The 15,713-nt window shown below is 66.5% G+C and carries 14 protein-coding genes; 1 reads left to right on the top strand and 13 read right to left on the bottom strand.

Features of this window, described 5'->3' with window-relative positions; translation table 11 throughout:
- Positions 1-23: 23 nt before the first annotated feature.
- Both QH195_RS08195 and QH195_RS08200 read right to left on the bottom strand, forming a co-directional pair.
- The gene (locus QH195_RS08195) at positions 24-1,526 is read right to left on the bottom strand and encodes a class I adenylate-forming enzyme family protein (RefSeq protein WP_280434932.1); all 1,503 of its coding nucleotides are present in this window, start codon (positions 1,524-1,526) and stop codon (positions 24-26) included.
- Positions 1,527-1,661: 135 nt separating this feature from the next.
- A complete protein-coding gene (locus QH195_RS08200; RefSeq protein ID WP_280434933.1) occupies positions 1,662-2,321 on the bottom strand; it encodes a TetR/AcrR family transcriptional regulator in 660 nt (219 codons plus the stop codon).
- Positions 2,322-2,504: 183 nt separating this feature from the next.
- Here QH195_RS08200 and QH195_RS08205 point away from each other — a divergent pair, with 183 nt between their 5' ends.
- Entirely contained in the window at positions 2,505-3,680 is a 1,176-nt protein-coding gene (locus QH195_RS08205; RefSeq protein ID WP_280434934.1) for an acyl-CoA dehydrogenase family protein, read from the top strand.
- Between the two features lie 39 nt (positions 3,681-3,719).
- On the opposite strand, the gene QH195_RS08210 is transcribed toward QH195_RS08205, so the two are convergent.
- The 11 genes from QH195_RS08210 to QH195_RS08260 form a co-directional block, all read right to left on the bottom strand.
- A complete protein-coding gene (locus QH195_RS08210) occupies positions 3,720-4,721 on the bottom strand; it encodes a hypothetical protein (protein WP_280434935.1) in 1,002 nt (333 codons plus the stop codon).
- A 124-nt stretch (positions 4,722-4,845) separates the two neighbouring features.
- On the bottom strand, positions 4,846-6,294 hold the full coding sequence (locus QH195_RS08215; RefSeq protein ID WP_280434969.1) for an MlaD family protein: 1,449 nt from the start codon (positions 6,292-6,294) through the stop codon (positions 4,846-4,848).
- 2 nt (positions 6,295-6,296) lie between these two features.
- Positions 6,297-7,577: an MCE family protein gene (locus QH195_RS08220; RefSeq protein WP_280434936.1), complete on the bottom strand. Its 1,281-nt coding sequence runs from the start codon at positions 7,575-7,577 to the stop codon at positions 6,297-6,299.
- 4 nt (positions 7,578-7,581) lie between these two features.
- Positions 7,582-8,835 (bottom strand): MCE family protein, encoded by a 1,254-nt coding sequence (locus QH195_RS08225; protein ID WP_280426163.1) that lies wholly within the window; start codon positions 8,833-8,835, stop codon positions 7,582-7,584.
- Entirely contained in the window at positions 8,832-9,866 is a 1,035-nt protein-coding gene (locus QH195_RS08230) for an MCE family protein (RefSeq protein ID WP_280426162.1), read from the bottom strand. Before QH195_RS08230 ends, QH195_RS08225 begins: the two co-directional genes overlap by 4 nt.
- Position 9,867: 1 nt before the next feature.
- Complete coding sequence (locus QH195_RS08235) at positions 9,868-10,884, bottom strand: MCE family protein (protein WP_280426161.1); 1,017 nt, start codon at positions 10,882-10,884, stop codon at positions 9,868-9,870.
- On the bottom strand, positions 10,881-12,137 hold the full coding sequence (locus tag QH195_RS08240) for an MCE family protein (RefSeq protein WP_280426160.1): 1,257 nt from the start codon (positions 12,135-12,137) through the stop codon (positions 10,881-10,883). Before QH195_RS08240 ends, QH195_RS08235 begins: the two co-directional genes overlap by 4 nt.
- 11 nt (positions 12,138-12,148) lie before the next feature.
- On the bottom strand, positions 12,149-13,006 hold the full coding sequence (locus tag QH195_RS08245) for an MlaE family ABC transporter permease (RefSeq protein WP_280426159.1): 858 nt from the start codon (positions 13,004-13,006) through the stop codon (positions 12,149-12,151).
- Positions 13,007-13,019: 13 nt separating this feature from the next.
- Positions 13,020-13,814 carry an MlaE family ABC transporter permease gene (locus QH195_RS08250; RefSeq protein WP_280426158.1) on the bottom strand — a complete coding sequence of 265 codons (795 nt, stop codon included), beginning with the start codon at positions 13,812-13,814 and terminating at the stop codon, positions 13,020-13,022.
- 765 nt (positions 13,815-14,579) lie between these two features.
- A complete protein-coding gene (locus tag QH195_RS08255; protein WP_280426156.1) occupies positions 14,580-15,086 on the bottom strand; it encodes a hypothetical protein in 507 nt (168 codons plus the stop codon).
- The gene (locus QH195_RS08260) at positions 15,086-15,688 is read right to left on the bottom strand and encodes a TetR/AcrR family transcriptional regulator (RefSeq protein ID WP_280426155.1); all 603 of its coding nucleotides are present in this window, start codon (positions 15,686-15,688) and stop codon (positions 15,086-15,088) included. Before QH195_RS08260 ends, QH195_RS08255 begins: the two co-directional genes overlap by 1 nt.
- Positions 15,689-15,713: the final 25 nt, after the last annotated feature.

Here is a 15,713-nt window from a genome sequence, read left to right on the forward strand (position 1 = left end):
CGTTCTTCCTTTCGCGTGCGGCGCTATGCGCCGGCGGTTTCCCGGGTCAGTTCGGCGACCAGTTCGCGCCGCAGAATCTTCCCGGTCGGGGTGGCAGGTAGTTCGGGCCGGAACACCACGCGGTCGGGGGTGCGGGAACCGCGCAGTCCGGAGCGGACATAGCCGCGCAACTCTTCGGGGTCCGGGTGCCGGCCGGGCTCGGCGGGTACCACGACCGCGACGATGATCTGCCCCCATTCGGCGTCCTCGACGCCCACCACCGCGCAATCGTGCACCGCCGGATGTTCCACCAGCACGTCCTCGATCTCGGCGGGGGCGATGTTCTCACCGCCGCGGATGATGGTGTCGTCGCTGCGGCCGTGGATGAACAGGTAGCCGTCGGCGTCGAGGACGGCGAGGTCCTTGGTCGGGAACCAGCCCTCGGCGTCGAGCACCGAACCGATCCCGGTGTACCGTCCGGACACCTGCGGGCCGCGGACGAACAGTTCCCCGGCGACCTCGGCGGGCAGGACCGCACCGCTCTCGTCGCGGATCTGCACCTCGATCCCGGGCACCGGCTGCCCGACCGAACCGAGCCGCCGCGCGACCTTCTCGTCGCCGGAGGCGAGCGCCGCCCGATGGTCCTCCGGGCCGAGCACCGCGATGGTCGAGCTGGTCTCGGTGAGCCCGTAGGCATTGACGAACCCGACCTCCGGCAGCAACTCCAGTGCGGTCCGCACGAGCGGCAGCGCGACTTTGGAACCGCCGTAGGCCAGGGTGCGCAGGGTCGGCAGCTGCGACCCGGTCGTTTTCAACGCGCTGACGATCCGGTCCAGCATGGTCGGGACCACGGTCGCGGTGGTGACCCGTTCGGCCTCGACGAGCCGGATCCATTCGCGCGGGTCGAAATTGCGCAGGTAGACCATTCTGCGGCCGGCGTAGAGGTTCGAGAGCGCGGCCCCCACCCCGGCGACGTGGTAGGGCGGGACGCAGATCAGCGAAACGTCGTCGTCCGCGGCGGAGGCGAATTCCACCGTGCCGGTGATATAGCTGACCAGGTTGTTGTGGGAGAGTTCGACCGCTTTGGGCTGCGATGTGGTCCCGGAGGTGAACAGGACGACCGCGGGCGAATCGGGGTCGGGTTCCACTCCGGCCGGTTCGGCGCCGCGGGCGGCCGCCAGGAAACGCTCCGAATCCCACAGCAGTTCGGCGGTGCCGGTGACAGCGTCGGTGTAGGCGTCGTCGTGGATCACCAGCGGTGCGTCGAGCCGGTGGATCAGTTCGGCGAGTTTGTCGCCGCTGAGACGGTAGTTCAGCGGCGTGAACGGTACCCCGGCGCGGGCCGAGGCGAAGATCAGCAGCGGCAGGAGCGCTCCGCCGGTACCCACGTACGCGACACTGCGGGCACCCGAGGCGGCGACGGCGCCCGCACCTCCGTGGGCCAGGGTGTCCAGCTCGGCGCCGGTCCACCGCGATTCGCCCGATACGACGGCCGCCCGATCGGGATTGTTCGACGCCGCCATATCCAGCAGTAGCGAAATACTCATACGACTACTTCCTGAATGCCGGGCGCCGCGAGCCAGTGCCCGGCCGGTAGTGATATCGATATTCTCGAAAATCGAGAATAGCATATCCGCTGGCCCGGGAGCCCAAATCGACCAACCGGCCGGTCTGTATCCCGCTCACCCCCACGCGCCCCTGCTCAGCGCGCCGAACGCGCACAGGTTCCATACTTCCGCGGCGGTGATGGGATGAGCGCCGTCATCGGACCGGGCCCCCTGCGCCACGAACATCACCGTCTGCAATGTCATGGCCGCGAGCCGCCGCGGACGCGTCCCCGTGCGCAGGTATCCCGCGCCATCGGCGGCGGCCACCAGATCGGCGAGCAACTCGAACAGTGACGCATGCGCGACCTGGATCTCGATCGGATCCGACATCAGCAACTGGGGCGCGAATTCGGTGAACAGCGGCCGATGCGCTCCGGGATCCGGCCGGCAGAACTCGAACAGCAGTTCCACCGCCGTGCGGAGCTTGTCCAGCGGATCGGCGTCGTTACCGGTGGCCTCGCGGATCTGCTCGGCCACCTTGGCGATGGCCTCCTCGTAGAGAGCCAGCAGCAATTCGTGTTTACCGTCGAACAGCAGATAGAAGCTGCGCAGCGATTGACCCGCCTCGTCGACCACCTCGTGCATGGTGAAATCGGTACTGCCCCGCCGGGTGATCAGCGCACGCGCCGCATCCAGGAAACGCTGCACCTGCGCACTGCCGAACAGTTTGGTGGTGCGCACCGAACGCGCATCGATCCGCTGCTGCAGGGTCAGCCCGCTGCCGGTACTCCGCATGGCCGTACCTCCGATTGCCGTATCCGTCGATCGGTCCCGCGCGGAGCCCGCGCCGGCCGCTCACTCGTACCGCGGCGGGAACCACCGGAGTGGACCCGTTGCCCGGTCCGGCCACCGGCCGCGGAAACTAGAATATCCGGTTGCGAGAATGATATTCTCATATTCGGCCAAAGGAGGTACACAGTGCAGCTGACTTTCGACGAGGATGTGGAAGAGTTCCGCGCCGAGTTCATCGCGTTCCTCGACGAGCATCTGCCGCCCGAGGCGGTCGCCACCGAGCGCCCGCATTCGAGCTCACACGTGCCCGCATGGTCACGCGCCTGGCAGAGCACACAGTTCGACCACGGCTGGCTGGTCCCCGGATATCCACCCGAATTCGGCGGTCGCAACGCCACAGTTCTGCAGCAGTACGTCCACCGGGAGGAGCTCGGCCGGCGCAAGATCTACGAAAGCTGCAACCCGCAGGGGCAGGGCATCATCGCCGCCTCGCTCATCACGTTCGGCACCCCGGAACAGCAGCAGCGCTGGGCGGTACCGATCCTGCGCGGGGAAATGCCCGCCGCCCTCGGGATGAGCGAACCCGGCGCCGGTTCGGATCTGGCCGGCCTGCGTACCCGCGCGGTCCGCGACGGCGACCATTTCGTGGTCAACGGCCAGAAGGTATGGACCTCGGGCGCCCACGACTCCGATGTCGTCCTCACCTTCGTGCGCACCGATCCGGACGCACCGAAACACAAGGGCATCTCGGTGCTGTTGATCCCCACCGATACGCCCGGCGTACGCCGCCGCCCGTTCGCCTCGGCCTGCGCCGACGACGATCTGGACTTCAACGAGGTGTTCTTCGAAGATGCCCGGGTACCGGCGGAGAACCTGGTCGGCGAACTGAACCAGGGCTGGACGGTGGCCACCGGATCGCTCGGCCACGAACGCACCCTGCTGTGGATGAGTTTCGCGCAACGCCTGCGCATGCTGGTACAGGATTTCCGGCCGCGCACCGAACTCGAGGTCGACCGTTTCGCCACCGCGGTCATGGATCTACAGGCCCTCGAACTGCTCGGCTCGACGGCACTGGCCAGAGAAGCCCGCGGCGAAGCGGATGTGGCCGCGCTGTCGGTGCTGAAACTGCTGGGATCCGAAAGCGTGCAGCGCGGTCTGGAAGCCGCCCTCGATGCCGCCGGGGCCGAGGGACTCGAACATCCCACGGTCACCTCCCGGCACAGCCTGCTCAACCTCGAGGACCACGCACCGAGCTGGTTCGAACGGTATCTGCGCAGCTTCTCCGGAACCATCGCGGGCGGCACCTCCGAGATCCAGCGCAATATCATCGCCCAGCGCATCCTCGGCCTGCCGCGTAGCTGACCGAGGCGCAACGGCCTACCGCCAGGGCTGCTCATCCGATCAAGGCTGCAACCGACCGAGGAATCGCCATCTCGACAAAGCTGCTGGACTGATATCCGCCGACAACGGCGACACTTGCCCGGCATGGTCCATATGCAACATCAAGCGCGGCACGGAGCCGCGGGCGTACACGTCGAACTCCCACATGCCATAACCGATGTAGTACTTGCCCGATCCCATGGCGAATACGCTCTCCAGGAGCTGATATTCGCCGGCCACAACTAGTTCGGCTGTGATTCGTCGATCAGTTTCGGGCGGCAGCCGGTAGGCGGCCGCCCGGTAGCCGATACCGGACCGGCGCCAGAAGCGGATCCTGTCCCGCCACGGGGCCTCGACGACATACGGGGAGAACAGAACGGCGACCGGGTGAGTCAGCCCCGACCCGTTCTCGAGCAGCCGGCGCCGCAGGGCCCAGGTGCGTTGGGGAGTGTAAAGAAAACTCAGCCATTCGACCCGTTCACCACGACATTCGGCGCACCACTCGATATTCGGATCGACACCCCGCGCCGCATAATGCTCGATAAGTGCGGCAATCTTGGCGGCAGTGTTGAGTACTGTCGTGAGCCGCTCGGCGACAACCTGCACACCACCATCATTGTCGGGTGAGGTAGCCGGGCCGAAGGCTTCGGGAACCACCAGCCGGTAGCGTGGCGGCCCGGACCTACAGCGCTCGCGTACCAGCGCACCGGCGCTGCTGTCTCGAAGCACCCGGATCTGCGACGGCACGTTGTAAGGGCAATCCTGCGCATGCGGGTTGCCCACACCATCCTTCAGCTTGCCCTGACGCCGAAAATGGGGCCGGCACGGCCGCGACCGCTCTTTCGGCGTGGAATACACCGCATGGACCACCGCGGCACAGTAACGACAGCGCAGCGCTCCGCCCCACTCTCGTTTACGAGTCGGTATGTCCTCGGCACGCACGTACTCCGGAGGGTCGGTTGTCATCAGGCGCGCTATCGGCATTGCCAGCGTTGCGGTGTGCTCTTCTGGATCTACCCCCATCCACCAACTGTGCGGAGCAAGGCCCGGATGCGGACGGATTCGTTCGGAATGTTATCGAATTGTCCTACACGGCAGCGCTTTCGGAACTCTCGCACACGCATGGACCGAGACAGCGGAACAGGACTCAATGGGGGAGCATTTCCTCCCAGCTGCCATGGCTGTCGGCCACCAGGTCCGTCTGGCGGTACAGCTGACCGTCCGGTGCGAGGTATTCGCCGGTATTCGGGTCGTACTGGGCGTAGGCGACCGCCGGAGCGGTACCGGCACCCGGTGTCGTCGCGGCGGCGGGCGCGTTTCCGGGCGGCGGGTCGAAGCGTGAATCCGGCGGAATTCCCTGACCTTCCAGTTCCGGATCGCGCGGGTACGGCCCGACCACCGGCTGCTCCGGCGCCACGGGCACATACTCCTGGTCGCTGTTGCAGATGGCCGCGGTGGGGGCGCGTTTGGCGGGGTCACCGGCGCAGGGGATATTGCGCGCACCGCGTACCGCGACCGGATGATCCTGCGGCAGTTTGCAGTACAGGTTGTCGGGGGTATCGATTGTGGTGACGTCCTGCGGGGACCGCCATTCCGAAGGCGGTAGGAAGCCGACGGTACAGGCCGGCGGATCGGAGACACCGCTCACCCGGAAATCGCCGATACCCAGGCCGGACGCGTTCTTGGTCGGCTGGACGGCCTGGACGAGCGACACCACGGGCGGAAGCAGAACCAGCAGCTGTTCGAGACCGGCGTTGTAGGTGACACCGAGCTGCCCGACCGATGTCAGGTTGGACAGCAGGACCGGCAGTGTGAGATCCACCGAATCCAGCAGCGCCGACACCTCTTCGGCGAAACCCGGACCCGAATGCAATATCGTGCGGATCTGCGGATCGTTGGCCACCAGTTGCCCGGTGACATCCGCGGTGGCACGAGTCCAGATGCGGATCGCGTCGGCGGTCTGCACCTGTGAGTCCAGCAGGGGCTGCGTGTCCTGGACCAGGGTTCTGGCGGCATCGCCCACACCGTTCATCTCGGCGCTCAGTTTCTCGGCCGAGGTGAGCAGCGAATCGAGATCGTAGCTCGCGCCGTTGACTCCGGCGAACATCTCGTCGAGGAGACGGCGCAGATCGTCCTTGGGGATCGTGTCCACCAGGGCACTGAGTTTGTCCAGCATCGGGCCCACCGGCTGCGGGACGGCGGTATCGCGGCGTTCGATCGTCGCGCCGTCGTAGAGGTAGGGCGGGGAGTCGGTGCGCGGCAGCAGGTCCACGTACTGTTCGCCGACCGCCGAGACACTGCGCACCTCGGCGGTCAGGTCGGTGGGTATCCGGTAGGAACCGTCGATCGCCAGAGTGGCGCGGACACCGTCGCCGGCGAGCTCGACTCCGGTGACCTTTCCGACCCGGATCCCCCGGTAGGTCACATTGCCGAACCGGTACAGGCCGCCGGCCTCCGGGAGTTCCACGGTCACCCCGATGGTGCCGATACCGGCGAGGGTCGGCAGGCGCATGTACATCACCGACATCACCGCCAGCCCGATCACCGAGAGAATACTGAAGATGATCAGCTGGGTTTTGACGAAGCGGGACAGCAGCATCAGCCGCCTCCAATCCCGGGGATCTGGGGTAGCTGGATTTCCGGCAGCGGAAACGGCAGACCCGGCACCGGGGCCGGCGGGGGTGCCGGGGCGGGCGGTGGCGCGGGAGCGGGTGCGGGCGCCGGCGGGGCGGGGGCGGGTGCGGGTGCGGCAACCGGGGGCGGGACGATCCCGAAACCGAGTGGGTTCTTGGTCTGCTCGGCGTAACCGGGATCGCCGACGGCGGCCTGGATGACCGCGGTCGGATCACCCCACGGTGTACCGAGTAGCAGCTCCCGGCGCAACCGCGGAATGGTGAGGTCCACGGTGGCGAACAGGTTGATGAAATCGCCCCGGACCCCGTTGTCGACCAGATACTGCCCGTACGGGAACACCGTCGCGAACTGGATCGCCGAGTTGATATCCGGACCTACATCGGCGAGCGCCTTCAAGGTGGGTTCCAGGTTGCGGAGGTTGGTGAGCAGATCGTCGTGCGCGGCGGTCAGGACCCCGTTGGCGGTATCGCTGAAGGTGCGCAGGCGGTCCAGCGCGGTGACCAGATCGGGTCGTTCGGCGATGAGTACGTCCAAGGCGGGCGGAATCTTGTGCAGGGCCTCGGTGAGGACATCGCGCTGGGCTGCGAAGGTGCCGCCCAGCCGGTTCAGGCCGTCGATGGTGGCGACGATATCGGCGCGCTGGGCGTCGAGGGTGCCGAGGAAGAGATCCAGGCGGTCCAGCAGGGCCCGGATATTCGTCTCACGACCTTCGAAGGCGGCGCTGAGGCTGCCGACGATATCGCCGATCTGGCCCAGCCCGCCACCGTTGACCACCACCGACAGCGAGGCGAGCGTCTGCTCCGTCGACGGGTAGGTTCCGGTGTCGTCGAGGTCGATCCGCGACCCGGACGCCAGCTGTCCCTGCGGCGGTTGCCCGGGTGGCGGGTTCAGCGCCAGATGCATCGACCCGAGCAGGCTCGTCTGGCCGACCCGGGCCCGCGCGTTCGCGGGAACCACCTGACCGGGCTGGATGGATACCTCCACCAGGGCGTGCCAGTTCTCCACCGTGATATCGCCGATACTGCCGACCACCACATCGTCGATCAGCACCGGCGAATTCGGGGTGAGCGTGCCGACATCGGCCATCTCCACATACAGCACGGTGGCGTCCGGGCCGCGGCCGATGGCGCCCGGTAGCGGTAGCGAATTGACGCCGTCCCAGTTGCAGCCGGTGGCCGTCAGCGCCATGCACGCGCAGCCGAGCACCGCGTTGCGCAACGACTTCCTACGTTCCGATCTCGCCATGTGATCACCGCCCGCCGGGGAAGAGGATCTCGGCGAGCGAGGGCACCGGCGGAGCAGCCGGTGGCGGGGGCGCCGCCGCCGGGGCAGCGGATGCCGGCGGAACCAGATGCGGTTCGCTGTAGATGACGTTCTTCGGATCCGCCGACGGTCCGAGGGCGGGATTCACCGGGACCGGCAGATAGTTGAAGTTCAACAGCCCGAGGACCGGACCGAGGTAGTCGCGGCATTTACGCGCCGCTTCCTCGGCGCCGATGTTCTCCACGCTGGCGATCCCGCCGCAGACGAATTCGATCGGATTGGAGAAGTTGTTCAGCACGAAAACCCCTGCCTCGGTGCCGGTATCAGGGTTGTAGATGTTGTAGAAGTTGGCCAGGCTGGTCGGGAAGATATGCAGCAGTTCCTCGAGTTCGCCGCGGTTGTCCACCAGGTTCTGGGTGACATCGGCCAGCCGTCCCACCTGCTCGGCGGCCTTGTCCCGGTTGGCCGCGACGAACCGCTGCACCTCGCCCACCGCGATGGACAGATTGGCCAGTGCCGCGTCGAGGTCGGAGCGGCTGTCGGAAAGCACACTGGTCAGGGTCGCCAGCCGGTTCTGGAACTGCACGATCTGCACATTGCTGTCGCGCAGGGCGGTGACGAAGGTCTGCAGGTTCGCGATGGTCGCGGCGATATCACCGCTGCCGTCGGCCAGGATGCGCCCGACCCCCGACAACTGGGACAGTACCTGCCGCAGTTTGTCACCGTTTCCGGCCAGCGCGTCGGCGGCGCTGTCGATGAAGCGGCCGGCCGGCCCGGAGGCCTGGTCGCCGTCGGGTCCGAGTTCGGTCGCCAGCCGGGTGAGCTGGGTTTTGATCTGGTCCCATTCGACCGGGATCGCGGTGCGCTCCAGCGGAATCACCGTATCGTCGGCCATGGTCGGGCCGTCACCACGGTAGGCGGGGGTGAGCTGGACGTAGCGGGAGTCCACCAGGCTCTGCGCGACGATCACCGCGCCGGCGTCGGCGGGGATATCCACACCGCGGTCGATATGCATCGTCATTTCCACGGTGGCGCCGCGGGGTTCGATGGCGGCGATGGTGCCGACCTTCACGCCCGAAACCCGGACATCGTCACCGGGGTAGATCGCGGTGGCGGTGGTGAAGATCGCACGCACCGTCGCAGGCGCGAACAGCGTCCGATTCACCACGACGAACGCGGCGGCCAGCACCGCGACCGCCAGTGCGCCCGCCGACAGCCGGATGATCAGTGTCCGCTTCATCGTGGCGCTCCCGGTTGCGGTGCGGGTTGGGGTTGCGGAACCGAGCCGCCGAACGCCGCGTCGACGAACGGCCGGATCCATTGGGCTGGAATGAGGTTCGCGACGTAGGCGTTGTAGAAGGGTCCGCCGGATACCGCCTCGCCCTGGGTGAGCGAGGTTTTCGCCAGGCCCGGTATCGCCTTGGCGATATTGTCCCGGTTGCGCTGCAGCACTTCGGTTACCGAGTTCAACCGATCCAGTGCGGGTCCCAGTTCCGCCTCGTTGTCGGCCACCAGCTGGGTGAGCTGATCGGCGACAGCGGCCGTATTGGCCAGCAGGGTGGCGATCGCCCGGCGGCGCTCGTCGAGCACCCCGACCAGGGTGTTCGCATTGAGCAGCATGGTGTTCAACTGCTCGCTGCGATCGGCCAGGATCCCGGTGACCTCCTGGGCGGCGGTGAGCAGATCGCCGAGCGCGGTATTGCGGCTGTTGATCGATTTCGACAGCTCCGACAGGCCGTCGAAGGCTGGGCCGAGTTGCGGTGCGATCGAATCCAATGTCGTGGACAGCATGTCCAGGGAACTGTTCAGGGAATCGGTATCCATGGCCGCGGTGGTGCTGGTCAGATCGCCGAGCGCATCGGTCAGCGAGTACGGCGAGGACGTGCGCTCGACCGGGATCGTATCCAGCGGGCGCAGCCGCCGGTCACCGTGCGATATCAGCGTCATGATCCGTTTCCCCAGGAGAGATCCCGTTTTGATCTGCGCGGTGCTGTCCGCGCCGAGCGAGACGGATTCGCCGACGGTGAACACCACCCGCGCCTGTCCGCGGTCGAGCCCGACCTCGGTGACGGTGCCGACCTTGAATCCCGAGACGTGTACCTCGTCGCCGGCCTCCAATCCGCCGGCTTCGTCGAACACCGCCTGGTAGCGAACCGTTGTTCCCCAGGCGATCACCTGCTGCGACTGCAGGCCCAGCGAGATGATGCAGAGGATGAGCACGATCCCGACCAGGCCGTGCCGCAGTAGATGTTTTCCGCGGTATCGAAACATCTCAGGGAGCGCACCTTCCGTCGGTCTGTACGGCGGCCGGTATCTCCACGACCTGTCCGGACAGGTCGTTGACCCGCAGCGTCAAATCGCACAGGTAGTACTGGATGAAGTTGCCGTAGGCCCCGGTGCGCACCAGTTTCCGGAAGTTCTCCGGTGCTTTCTGCAGGGCGGTATCGAGTGTTTCCTTGTCGCCGTCGATATTCGCGGCGAGCTGGTTGACCTGGTCGATCGTGCCCGCCAGCGGCGCCCGGCCCTGGTTCAGCAGGTCGGCGACGGTGGCGGTGCCGGCCTCCAGCGAATCGATGGCGGCCGCGATGGGGTCACGGTCGTTGCTGAGCTGGCTGATGAGTTGTTCGAGCCGGTCGACCAGTCCCGAGAACTGCCCGCCCTCGTTCGCGAGGGTGGTCATCACGGTGTTCAGGTTGTCGATCAACTGCTCGACGATCTCGTTGTTGTCGGCCAGCGCCGCGGAGAAGGAGGCGGTGCGGCCGAGGATGGAGTTCACGGTTCCCTCCTTGCCCTGCACGATCTCGAGCAGCGACCAGGTCAGGGCGTTCACATCACGGGCGTTGAGGCCCTGGATCACCGGTTTCAGACCGCCCAGGAGCAGGTCCAGATCGAGTGCGCCGGTGGTGTTCTCGATCGGCAGCTCACCACCGGCAGGCAGTGTGTTGCCGGGCCGGTCGGTGATTTCGAGGTAGCGGTCGCCGACGAGATTCAGGTACCGCACCGCGATCTCGGTGCCGGTGGTGAGCGAAAGCGAGCGGTCGGCATCGAACTCGACCCGTACCCGGTGATCGTCGCGCAGTGAAACCCCCCGCACCGAACCCACGACCACCCCCGCGACGCGCACCGTATCCCCGGTGCTCAATCCGGAGGAATCCGCGAAAACCGCCGAGTACTCGGTGGTGGAGCCGCTGCGGTACTCGCCGAAAACGATGATCAGGCAGGCCGAGAGCACCACCATGATCGCGGCGAAGACACCGAATTTCAGCAGCGGCGTGTTGCGGTTGTTCATCGGGGTGCCCCCTTCCCGGTGGCGGCGGGTCCGAACAGTGCCTCGGCGAGCGAGGCGGTGTTCAACGTCAGTCCGGACCGGAACGGCCCGGCCTGAGGGTTGGCCCCGACATCGGCGACCACGAACGGCGGGAAATCCTCGTAGGCCACGGGCAGCATCGAGCACTGCGGACCGCCCGACGCCGCGACCTTCGGCAGATGCTCCGGGTAGCGGTACGGTTCGACACCCCAGAGGAAGTTCGCCGACAATCCGATTCCCGGCACCTGTACCGGGGTCACCGAGGACAGATAGCTCAGTCCGTCCAGAGCGCACGTCAGCGCCTGGTGATAGCGGTTGGTCAACTCGGTGGTCGGTGCCAGGACATCCATGGCACTCACCAGACCGGGGCCGCTCTCCCCCACCACCCGGTTACCGGTATCGGCCAGACCGATCAGGCTCATCAGCAGTACATCGAGTTGCTGCTGTTCTGCCACCACGGTCCGGCTCAGCCGGGTCGCGTTGCCGACGGTTTCCAGCAGTGCGGGCGCCGCGTCGGCATAGGTCCGGGTGACCTCCGGCGCCATCGCCAGATCCGCGCGCAGGGCGGGCAGCCCGGGTTCCAGTTTCGCCAGGAACGCCTCCAGGTCCACCATCATCTGGCCCACCCGGTCACCGCGCCCGCGCATCGCGGTGGCCAGCGCGCCCAGGGTTTCGTTGAGCTTCTCCGGTTGGATCTCGCCCAGTACCTGGGTGAGCTGTTCGAACACCGTGTTGATCTCGACGGTCACGTTCTCTGCGGCGAACACCTGCCCGGGCTCGAGGTGGCCCGTGCCCGGTTGCGCGGGCGGCACCAGTTGGATGTATTTCGCCCCGAATACCGTGGTAGAGGCGATATCCACGGTGACATCGCCGGGTATGCGGGTGAGATCGGCCCGGTCGATGGCCAGTTCGATCTCCGCCGTGCCGTCGGCGCGTTCGACGATCGAATCCACCGCCCCGACCGTGACCCCGCGCAATTTCACCTCGGCATCGGGGTACATCACCAGACCGGCTCGCGGCGCGTGCACGGTCACCGCCACGGTATCGGCGAACCCGCCCCGGAACAGGGCCACCGCGAGCACCACGATCGCCGTACCCGCCGCGATCGCCGCGAGCCCGGCGGCCGGACGGGCGAGCGGCTTCAGCCGGCCGGCCCAGCGCCGGCGACCGGCGGCTCGCGGCACCGGTACGTCCGGCGGCGGCGTGGCCGTCCACGGTTGTGTTTCGTTTCCCACCAGCGCCATCACTACCCCGACAGCTCGAAGTTTCCGTTGGACCCGTACACGGCCAGCGAGACCAGCAGCGTGACCGAGACGACCGCGATCAGCGAGGTCCGTACGGCATTGCCCACCGCGGTGCCCACACCCGACGGCCCGCCGGCGGCGAAGAACCCGAAGTATGTGTGTATCAACAGGATCGTGATCGCCATGAGAATCGCCTGCAGGAACGACCAGAGCAGGTCGATCGGATTGAGGAAGGTCGCGAAGTAGTGGTCGTACAGGCCCGAGGACTGCCCCAGGATCACCACCGTGGTGAACCGGCTGGCGAGGAAGGAGGCGATCACCGCGATGGCGTAGAGCGGGGTGATCGCGATCATCCCGGCCACGATGCGGGTGCCGACCAGGTACGCGATCGGCTCGATCGCAATGGATTCCAGTGCATCGATCTCCTCGTTGATCCGCATGGCGCCCAATTGCGCGGTGACACCGGCACCGAACGTGGCCGCCAGCCCGATACCCGCGACCACGGGCGCGGAGATCCGGACATTGATGAAGGCGGACAGGAAACCGGTGAGCGCCTCGATACCGATATCACCGAGCGAGCTGTACCCCTGCACGGCGAGGGTGCCGCCGGTGGCCAGCGTCAGGAAGCTGACGATCACCACCGTGCCGCCGAACGCCGCCAGCGTGCCCGCGCCCATACTGATCTCCGCGATGAGCCGGATCGTCTCGCGTTTGTAGCGCCAGGCCGCCATCGGCGCGAACGCCAGTGCCTTCACATAGAAGATCGCGTGATCGCCGACCCGGCCGAGTACGTCCACCGGTTTACGCAGCCGGCGGATCAGCATCGGATACCGCGTGGCGAGAACCTCGGAGGCTGTCATCGAATCCCTCCCCTCATCCGGTCGTCAACTGGATGCCGATCGCCGTGACCATCACATTGATGACGAACAGCGACATGAACGCATAGACGACGGTCTCGTTGACCGCGTTGCCCACCGATTTCGCGCCACCGGTGACGATCAGCCCCCGATAACAGGCGACGATCCCGGCCACCAGGCCGAACAGCAGGGCTTTCACCGACGAGATGATCACCTCGTTGATGCCGGTGAGCAGCGTGATCCCGGCGACGAACGCGCCCGGATTCACGTTCTGCACATACACCGAGAACACGTATCCGCCGAGCACTCCGATGATGCAGACCAGATTGTTCAGCAGCAACGCCACCAGCCCGGAGGCCAGCATGCGCGGCGTGACCAGCCGCTGCACCGGGTCGATTCCGAGGACCTCCATGGCCGCGATCTCCTCGCGAATGGTTCGCGATCCCAGATCGGCACACATGGCGGTGGCGCCGGACCCCGCCACGATGAGCACCGTGACCATCGGGCCGACCTGGGTCACCGCGCCGAAGGCGGCGCCGGCGCCGGAGAGGTCCGCGGCACCCAGCTCGCGCAGCAGGATGTTCAGGGTGAAGCTCACCAGTACGGTGAACGGAATCGCCACCAGCAGAGTGGGAACCAGCGAGACCCGCACGATGAACCAGGACTGTTCGAGGAATTCCCGGGTCTGGAACGGGCGGCGGAAGGCGAACCGCACCGCGTCGGCGGTCATGGCGAACAGGCCACCCACCGTCTGCAGTGGGCCCTCGAAACGGTCTCGGAGCCGGACCAGATAGGGCGTTCGGATGGTCATACCGGCCTCACGACATCGGATGCGGTTGCCGACATGCCGAGGAATTCGTCATCGAAGTACTCCTGTCGAACGATCGACGCCCGGTGGAATACGCCGGCGCGCGCTTCCACCGAGTCGGGCGGCTCGCGAACGAGCCGCGGCATGACGGGCAGCTCCGGCCGGCGGTAACGGAAGGCACTTCCGGCGTACGGCCGGGAAGTTCGACCCGATGGCTGGACCGTCCCAGCCGGTGCTGCTGTCACATCTCTCGGTGCGGAAATGTCATTCTCAATTTCGAATAGGATGGCATCCGATACTCGAGAACACAATACTTGCGGGCAAGTTTCCAGAAAACCCCAGGACGACTCGGCGCGCCCTCGGCAACCATCGGCCGAAAAGCCCGCGAACAGGCATGATAACCACAGGAGACCGCCTCCGAGGTGCGAGAATCCGCGTCGCACACGTCGGAGAATCGTGAAGATCAGCGTTTCAAAATTTGCCCACGTCTCGACCCCGGCGAGGCCGATCTGTGAATTCACACAATTGCCCGCGAACCCCCGGCGGAACACAACAGATAATTCTGCGGAAACACCCTCGGCAACACCGTAAAAATTCGATACCCGTCAACGGCGGAGCGCCTTGGAACCCGCCTCCGGCCACGCCCCCGCGGCCATTGTCCGGGTCAGCCCATCACCCACCGACCCGGCCGGCCGTCGTTCACCTCATGGACTTCGGAGCGGACCCGCGCTCCATCCATCTATTCCATCCATACCCACCCCGTGCCCGTCAGACCGCCGGAACGAGATCCGCGCAAACCGGCGCGTATTCCATGGCGCCGCTGCGGAATATCTCACTGGGCGTCACGGCAGCAGCCGAGAGCCCGGCCGCCACCAGAGCCTGCGCCTTGAACGCGCGGGCCGCGTAACTCAGACGGTGCAGTACCGGGTCGACACCGTGGTCTTGCCCGGCCGGCCAGCCGTCACCCCAGACGACGACCTCGATCCCCCGGTCCTCCAGCGCCCGCAGGACGCCTTTACGCGCTCGGCCGTCTCGACTACAGACATCGGCGTTCACAGCGAGCGCCTGCGGCAGCCGCCCCGGGACCTCGGTCGCCAGCACGGAGTCGAGTTCGCGGACCTCTGCGCCGAGGATTTTCAGCGGGCGGGTATCGGCGGGCTGCGCGAGCAGGACCGTCACCTCCCACCCGGCCACCGAGCGGTCGAACAACCACCCGCCGGCGAATTGGACCGCGTCGGCCACGGTCGCCGCCACCACATCGAGCCGGTACCTCATCACATCTCCTTCGCCGCCAAGTCGCGGGCCAGCGACTCGGTGTAACCGTTGAACACTTCGGCCAGCGGGATCGAACGATCGAGCAGCCACGAGATCTCCATTCCGTTCAGAAAGGCGACGATCTCGACCGCACGCATCCGCGGATCGACATCGCGCCGGTACCGGCCGCTGTCCTGGCCCCGCCGAATCGCCTGGGTGACGATTTCGACGGCCGTGCGCCACCGATCGAGCATGCGATCGTGCAGTGGCGCCTCGGGCATGAGGTTCTCGACGAGAAGGACGACGAAGGTGCCGACCAGCTCCGGAGAACGTTCCATCCTGGTGACGACTTTGCGGATCTCCACGATGAGGTCTCCGCTGATATCCGCGTCCTCCAGGTCTACGGCGTCGCGGGCGTCCAGGACTGCGTGTAGCAGCTGCTCTTTGGAAGAGAAGTGATGCAGCAGTCCCGCCGAGGTCACTCCGGCCTCGCCGGCGATCTGCGCCAGCGTCGTGCTGCGCCAGCCGTTGCGGGTGAGGAGTCGCTGAGCTACGGCAAGTATTCGTTGCCGGCGATCCTCCCCCTTGGCAAGGAGTGAGGCATAAGGACGAGGAGCTGTCATGGTCCGAACCCCGATCTGACAAACC

It is taken from the genome of Nocardia carnea (assembly GCF_029868855.1).
Taxonomy (GTDB): Bacteria; Actinomycetota; Actinomycetes; order Mycobacteriales; family Mycobacteriaceae; genus Nocardia; species Nocardia carnea_A.

Excerpts from the sequence above, each read along its gene's own strand:
- QH195_RS08195 (WP_280434932.1), bottom strand. The coding sequence starts at position 1,526 with ATGAGTATTTCGCTACTGCTGGATATGGCGGCGTCGAACAATCCCGAT.
- QH195_RS08200 (WP_280434933.1), bottom strand. The coding sequence starts at position 2,321 with ATGCGGAGTACCGGCAGCGGGCTGACCCTGCAGCAGCGGATCGATGCG.
- QH195_RS08210 (WP_280434935.1), bottom strand. The coding sequence starts at position 4,721 with ATGGGGGTAGATCCAGAAGAGCACACCGCAACGCTGGCAATGCCGATA.
- QH195_RS08220 (WP_280434936.1), bottom strand. The coding sequence starts at position 7,577 with ATGGCGAGATCGGAACGTAGGAAGTCGTTGCGCAACGCGGTGCTCGGC.
- QH195_RS08225 (WP_280426163.1), bottom strand. The coding sequence starts at position 8,835 with ATGAAGCGGACACTGATCATCCGGCTGTCGGCGGGCGCACTGGCGGTC.
- QH195_RS08230 (WP_280426162.1), bottom strand. The coding sequence starts at position 9,866 with ATGTTTCGATACCGCGGAAAACATCTACTGCGGCACGGCCTGGTCGGG.
- QH195_RS08235 (WP_280426161.1), bottom strand. The coding sequence starts at position 10,884 with ATGAACAACCGCAACACGCCGCTGCTGAAATTCGGTGTCTTCGCCGCG.
- QH195_RS08245 (WP_280426159.1), bottom strand. The coding sequence starts at position 13,006 with ATGACAGCCTCCGAGGTTCTCGCCACGCGGTATCCGATGCTGATCCGC.
- QH195_RS08250 (WP_280426158.1), bottom strand. The coding sequence starts at position 13,814 with ATGACCATCCGAACGCCCTATCTGGTCCGGCTCCGAGACCGTTTCGAG.
- QH195_RS08255 (WP_280426156.1), bottom strand. The coding sequence starts at position 15,086 with ATGAGGTACCGGCTCGATGTGGTGGCGGCGACCGTGGCCGACGCGGTC.
- QH195_RS08260 (WP_280426155.1), bottom strand. The coding sequence starts at position 15,688 with ATGACAGCTCCTCGTCCTTATGCCTCACTCCTTGCCAAGGGGGAGGAT.